Origin of the sequence: Novipirellula rosea (assembly GCF_039541335.1) — a bacterium.
Taxonomy (GTDB): Bacteria; Planctomycetota; Planctomycetia; order Pirellulales; family Pirellulaceae; genus Novipirellula; species Novipirellula rosea.
This window is the reverse complement of the sequence record NZ_BAABGA010000020.1, coordinates 1-6,074: the sequence shown is the minus strand read 5'-3', so window position 1 is coordinate 6,074 and position 6,074 is coordinate 1. Positions and strand designations below refer to the sequence as shown.

The window sequence follows — 6,074 nt, the reverse complement described above, 5'->3', positions numbered from 1 at the left end:
TGCCGAGATCGCACACCTCCTCGCAACGTCCGCTGGACCCGACCTGATTGAATCAACGCAATCTCGTATCGACAAGAACGAATCCCGGCTGAATGAACTTCGCGAATCGATTGACAATCATCGACCAATACGCGTCAGTCACGCATCAATCCGCAATACCCTCGGCGAACTCGACAAAGCCTGGGACGCGATTCCACCTCGAGATCGATGCAGACTGATGGAGTTGTTGATCGAGCGGATCGATTTCGACGGCGTCGCCGGGACGATCGATATCACGTTTCATCCGGCTGGACTCAGCTCATTGGGTCAAGACGGTAACTTCGCACGCCACATTTCGGAGAACGCCCAATGAGCGACGAAACAAATGGTGCACCTGAAACGTCGGCCCGCACGCGGCCGATCCGCCGCGCCTTTCACGTTGCACGTAGTGATCGCGGAGCTCGCGAGTTTCGCCGCGGTGGGGCCCCACCGCTGCCCACAACCGGCCGACTGCCACGCGTGTCGCGCTTGATGGCGCTCGCGATCCATTTCGACCGCGTCCTCGCTACCGGTCGATTTGAATCGCAAGCTGATCTGGCCCGTGCCGGCCGCGTCACCCGCGCTCGTCTTACTCAGATTCTAAACCTGACCAATCTTGCTCCCGACCTTCAAGAGAAAGTCCTTTTCCTGAGGCCCTACACTTACGGCCGAGCCCCGCTCACCGAGCGACAAATCCGCCCGATCGCGGCCGAGCCGAACTGGGACAAGCAGCGTCGCCTCTTTGCTAAACTCACAGACCAAATGAGTAAGGATGGTGAGCAAAAGCGTGCGACGGTTAATTGAAGATGAATCAGGACATGCGTTGGCTTTATCGGTTATGCTGTCCAAATGACCGAATACGTAGAACCCAACTCCGCGATGGCCGCATTCTTCGCCCATCCGCGAGTCACGCATCTGAAAACTCGCGACTGGTCAACGCCTGGGGGACAGCGGCATTGGTTTTCCATCGATCCGAAGATGACACTCGCGGAAACGAGGGAACTACTGCAGCGGCTGCCGCTCGGGGCGTATGTCCGAAGCTTCGACTGGCAATACGATAGCCCCAGCGATGCGGGAGCCTATGTCGAACTCCAAAGGTATCCCAATCTTTGGACCGCATCGTTTAGCAATCATGGGTGGTCGTCTTATGAGGTGCCCATCGAATTCGACTCTGCCGTAAAGTTGTACTGGGACGGTTTGCTAGTCGATGATCTGCACTTTATGGGTTACCAACGAGACCGCGAGCCGAGATTGCCCGAGGAGTATACGGCGCACTCAGGGCTCTCGCACGAATTGCCAGAGAAGTTTGAAGAACGGATCAAACCTTCGATTGTCGACTACATCGATCAACGTGTGGCGGATATAGACGGATCAGTTCAGGCGTCTCCTAACCCACGCCGGGAATGAAACGACATGTTGCGACGCTCGGACATCAAGAAGTTCTGTCACGCGTGGACGGCGATTGTCTTTCGCTCCCTGGTGATTGACCGGGCCGGCTGTCTGCCGCAGTGCCATGTGGTGGTCGCGCAGACCGTAGAGGGAGACGTTTTCGGCACCGCGATTTTACTGAGCTACGGCGGTCATCACTTTCAGTTTCCGATTTCTTCGCTGCACCCAATAACGCATGGAATCATCGAATCGCTCCGAAGCTACCGGCCGACTGCCGATGCCATCAAGCGATTGAAGGCGGAACAAGTCACGTTGACCGGCGGCCAGGAACTTACTTGGGACATCCACAACGCCGTCGAGCCAGCGAAGTTACGTCACTTAATCCTGGAAGAGATTGTCGAAGCAGTCGCAGATACCTCCGCGCTGAGTCGGTCGACGTGCGAGTGATCATCGTTCGGAGAGAATGTGCAACCGCCTTGAGGCAGCCGAGCTACTGACGCGTTTGGTAGAATCCCGAACCCGCGCCGTCAAATCCTCGCAATCAACCGACTAAGCGAAGGCGCCCACGTTACGGCCGATCGCAGGGAAAATACCGGTCGCAGCGGTCAGCGATAGCCTGAGGGTCCGATAATCTGGACTATGTAGCGAACGATTGCGTGTTGTATTGGTTTTTACGCTACTAGCAACGATGACCAAGAACAGCTGCCGCGGATAAGGGACGAATTTCATCGGCGTCTCGGTGTCCGGTAATCCGAGACGATCATTGGTGTGAAGCGAAATGAAAAGTTGCGTGGCCAAACCTGTGAGCGATCGAGGCTTGGCGCAATTCCGGTGAGAACGATCGCGGAAACATTGCCGATGTCGACAGCACGTCAATTCGGCTGAGATACCTGGCTGACAATTGTTTGAAAGCAGGTTTTTCGGCGTGTTTAATGCTCGGCTGAGTATTTTCACCCCACGGGCTCTAGCATTGGAGAACATCATTGACTGTCAGGTCAGATCGCCACGACTGCATCCAACGCTGAATCGTTTTCATGGGCACCCGGTGCGTTTGTCGACTGCGTTCGGCAAGAGATTCGGCCCAACGATCAAGCAGTTCCGCAGCGACATCGTCCTTGTACTTCAGTAACACACGTAGTTCCTGCCACCAGGGACTATCGAGTTCGCGGAGTTCGACTTGGTAACGAGATTCGTGTGCCAGCAGAACGTATGCGAGTGTTTCGCTGTTCAATCCGTTGCCACGGTCGATCACGATGGGGGACACACCGTGAGCCAGCGCAGCACGAAACCGACTCAAGTTCCATGAACGTGCATCGGACAATCGCTCGTTACTGTAATCGTAGCTCCCGGGATCATCGCCAACCTGAGTGTAGAAATACTGGTCCGTTTCCAACACAATTCCATCGCTGCCCGCCAAGCGGCGAGCCCTATGACTTTTGCCACACGCCGGCAGGCCACGCATCAGATAGGCGATATGTTTGCGTTGATTCATACCGATCGCTGCGTCTGAAGATAGACATTTAGTGGGAGGTAAGCGTATGGCCGAGCAAGAAAAGGACAAGCAGACGACAAGTCGTAGACTCGACGTCTGATGCCCGTATAACGTATCACGTTGGATTGTTAGAACTTCAGCTTGTCATTGCCGCTGCCGAATAGTTCGTCGTCGTCTTTTCCGCCTTTCAGGTCATCCTTATCGCCATCAGACGTGAGCGTTCCGAGCGCCGCCATTGCCGCGGGTAAATCGTCGTCGTTCCATGCGGTTAAAGCAGAGTCGAGAGCCGAAAGATCGTATTGGTTTGCAGCGATGTCTGCGATCATCAAATCGTCGCCTTTTCCGCCTTTCATCTTATCCTTACCGTCGCCACCGATCATCAGATCGTTGCCATCGCCGCCTTTCATATTGTCGTTGCCAGCACCACCGATCAGGATATCGCGGCTTGGCAGATCGCCGCCGCCGTCGGAGTTTCCATCCGATCCACCGTCGCTGCCGCCGTGTAATTTGTCATTGCCATCGCCGCCAAGCAAAATATCGCTGCCAGCACCTCCGTCCAGGTCATCATTGCCGTCGCCGCCATCGAGCAAATCATTTCCGCCGCCGCCGTCAAGGTTATCCTTGCCAGCACCACCGTAGATCTCGGCATCGATGGTAACTTTCTTGTGGATCTTGGCCTTGTCGTCGCCGTCACAGAGATGGATCACGATCTTGTCGACGTCGGCGACGTTGAAGTAATCGGTGCCGCCATCGCTGCCACCATCCGATCCATTATCGCTGCCGCCACCTTTGTCAAATTTCGCCTTGACCTTCAGTTGATCCGGTCCGCCATCGCTGCCACCATCGCTGCCGAGCTTGATGTCTACATCATCGCGACCATCGGTTCCGATCACGTATAGCACGCCGTTGACAACGCCCACACCATGCGTGACCGCCGTCGTGGTCTCCGCGTCGATACCACCGTTCCCGTCGTCGACAGTGACGGTGATGACAAAAATGCCGCCAGAAGCGTAGTTATGCATAGCTTCAAAAGTATCCGCTACTTGATCGACACCGGTCAGCGTTTCGATCGCAGAGCCATCACCCCAATCGACCTTCACTGCGTGAATGTCGAGTTGATCCACGTCCGAGAATGTTCCGCCAATATGGACACTCCCGTCCGCGGAGCTATCACAAGGCTCATCATGGCTCGAATTAAGGCTGTCGATCGTGGGAGGATCGTTTACGGGATTCACAGTGATGAACACCGTTTGGGTCTCGATGTCACCGTTCACATCGGTCGCGTCATAGGTGAAGCTGTCGCTGCCGTTGAAGTCCGGATCAGGTGTGTAGGTGAAGGTACCGTCGGGATTGACGGTAGCCGTACCGTTAGCCGCTCCCGTGTTCAGGGCGAATCCGACCGCACCAGCGTAGGTGTCGTTGGTTGAGACGTCTCCGCTGACCGCCGTGTCTTCATTGGTGGTGGCCGTATCATCGTTGGCATCGTCGACCGGGTTGACCGTCACGGTGACCGTTTGTGTTTCGATGTCACCATTCACGTCGGTCGCATCATAGGTGAACGAGTCCGTGCCGTTGAAGTCGGCATCGGGCGTGTAAGTGAACGTACCGTCGGGATTGACCAGGGCTGTGCCGTTGGTCGGTCCCGTATTCAAGGCGTAGCTAACGGCCCCGGCGTAGGTGTCGTTGATCGAGACATCACCGCTGACCGACGTGTCTTCATTGGTCGTGGCTGTGTCATCGGCAGCATCGTCCACCGCATTGACCGTCACCGTCACCGTCTGCGTTTCGATGTCACCGTTCACGTCGGTGGCGTCGTAGGTGAATGAATCGGTGCCGTTGAAATCGGCATCGGGTGTGTAAGTGAAGGTGCCGTCGGCGTCGACGATAGCCGTGCCGTTGGCTGGTCCTGTGTTCAGGGCGTAGGTAACGGCCCCGGCGTAGGTATCGTTGGTCGATACATCTCCGCTGACCGGCGTGTCTTCATTGGTCGTGGCCGTGTCATCGGCAGCATCGTCCACCGCATTGACCGTCACCGTCACCGTCTGCGTTTCGATGTCACCGTTCACGTCGGTGGCATCATAGGTGAACGAGTCCGTGCCGTTGAAGTCGGCAGCGGGCGTGTAAGTGAAGGTGCCGTCCGGGTTGACCACGGCCGTACCGTTGGCTGCTCCCGTGTTCAAGGCGTAGCCGACCGCGCCAGCGTAGGTATCGTTGATCGAGACGTCACCGCTAACCAGGGTGTCCTCATTGGTCGTGGCGATGTCGTCACTGGCATCGTCGACGGGGTTGACCGTGATCGTGACCGTTTGCGTTTCGATATCACCGTTCACATCGGTCGCGTCGTAAGTAAAGCTGTCCGTACCGTTGAAGTCGGCAGCGGGCGTGTAAGTGAAGGTGCCGTCCAGGTTGACCACGGCTGCGCCATTACTCGGGCCGGAATTGAGCGTGTAGTTAACGGTGCCGCTGTAGGTGTCGTTTAGCGACACGTCGCCGCTGACCGCCGCGTCTTCATTGGTCGTGGCCGTATCATCGGCAGCATCATCAACCGGATTGACCGTAACCGTCACCGTTTGCGTTTCGACATCGCCGTTCACGTCGGTCGCGTCGTAAGTGAACGAATCCGTGCCGTTGAAATCGGCATCGGGTGTGTAAGTGAACGTGCCGTCCGGGTTGACCACGGCCGTGCCGTTGGCAGCTCCCGTGTTCAAGGCATAGGTAACGGCGCCAGCGTAGGTGTCGTTGGTCGACACATCACCAATGACGGCCGTGTCTTCATTGGTAGTGGCCGTGTCATCGCTAGCATCATCGACCGCATTGACCGTAACCGTTACCGCCTGCGTTTCGATGTCACCATTCACATCGGTAGCGTCATAAGTAAAGCTGTCGCTGCCATTGAAGTCGGGATCAGGTGTGTAAGTGAAGGTGCCATCGGGGTTAACGGTCGCGTTACCGTTGGATGGCCCCGTGTTCAAGGCATAGCCCACCGCACCGGCATAGGTGTCGTTGGTCGAGACATCGCCATTGACTGCCGTGTCCTCGTCGGTCACAGTCGTGTCGTCATTGGCGTCATCGATCGGATTGACCGTGACGTTGACCGTCTGCGTTTCGATGTCGCCGTTCACATCGGTGGCATCGTAAGTAAAGCTGTCGCTGCCGTTGAAGTCGGCCGCTGGAG

The 6,074-nt window shown here is 56.5% G+C and carries 5 protein-coding genes and 1 pseudogene; 4 read left to right on the top strand and 2 right to left on the bottom strand.

The window, feature by feature from the left end:
• The 4 genes and pseudogenes from ABD971_RS08290 to ABD971_RS08275 form a co-directional block, all read left to right on the top strand.
• Window positions 1-352, top strand: a pseudogene (locus ABD971_RS08290) (hypothetical protein); the annotation flags it as partial.
• Window positions 349-822 carry a hypothetical protein gene (locus tag ABD971_RS08285; RefSeq protein WP_345321102.1) on the top strand — a complete coding sequence of 158 codons (474 nt, stop codon included), beginning with the start codon at window positions 349-351 and terminating at the stop codon, window positions 820-822. The pseudogene ABD971_RS08290 and the gene ABD971_RS08285, both read left to right, overlap by 4 nt.
• Before the next feature lie 45 nt (window positions 823-867).
• A complete protein-coding gene (locus ABD971_RS08280) occupies window positions 868-1,425 on the top strand; it encodes a hypothetical protein (protein ID WP_345321100.1) in 558 nt (185 codons plus the stop codon).
• Window positions 1,426-1,431: 6 nt separating this feature from the next.
• On the top strand, window positions 1,432-1,854 hold the full coding sequence (locus tag ABD971_RS08275; protein WP_345321098.1) for a hypothetical protein: 423 nt from the start codon (window positions 1,432-1,434) through the stop codon (window positions 1,852-1,854).
• A 517-nt stretch (window positions 1,855-2,371) separates the two neighbouring features.
• On the opposite strand, the gene ABD971_RS08270 is transcribed toward ABD971_RS08275, so the two are convergent.
• A complete protein-coding gene (locus tag ABD971_RS08270) occupies window positions 2,372-2,899 on the bottom strand; it encodes an AAA family ATPase (RefSeq protein WP_345321096.1) in 528 nt (175 codons plus the stop codon).
• Window positions 2,900-3,027: 128 nt separating this feature from the next.
• Window positions 3,028-6,074, bottom strand: a 3,047-nt coding sequence (locus ABD971_RS08265; RefSeq protein ID WP_345321094.1) for an Ig-like domain-containing protein, incomplete at its 5' end; no start/stop codon positions are given.

What these genes read in the sequence shown, in the direction of transcription:
- ABD971_RS08285 (WP_345321102.1), top strand. Translation starts at nt 349, where the DNA reads ATGAGCGACGAAACAAATGGTGCACCTGAAACGTCGGCCCGCACGCGG.
- ABD971_RS08280 (WP_345321100.1), top strand. Translation starts at nt 868, where the DNA reads ATGACCGAATACGTAGAACCCAACTCCGCGATGGCCGCATTCTTCGCC.
- ABD971_RS08275 (WP_345321098.1), top strand. Translation starts at nt 1,432, where the DNA reads ATGTTGCGACGCTCGGACATCAAGAAGTTCTGTCACGCGTGGACGGCG.
- ABD971_RS08270 (WP_345321096.1), bottom strand. Translation starts at nt 2,899, where the DNA reads ATGAATCAACGCAAACATATCGCCTATCTGATGCGTGGCCTGCCGGCG.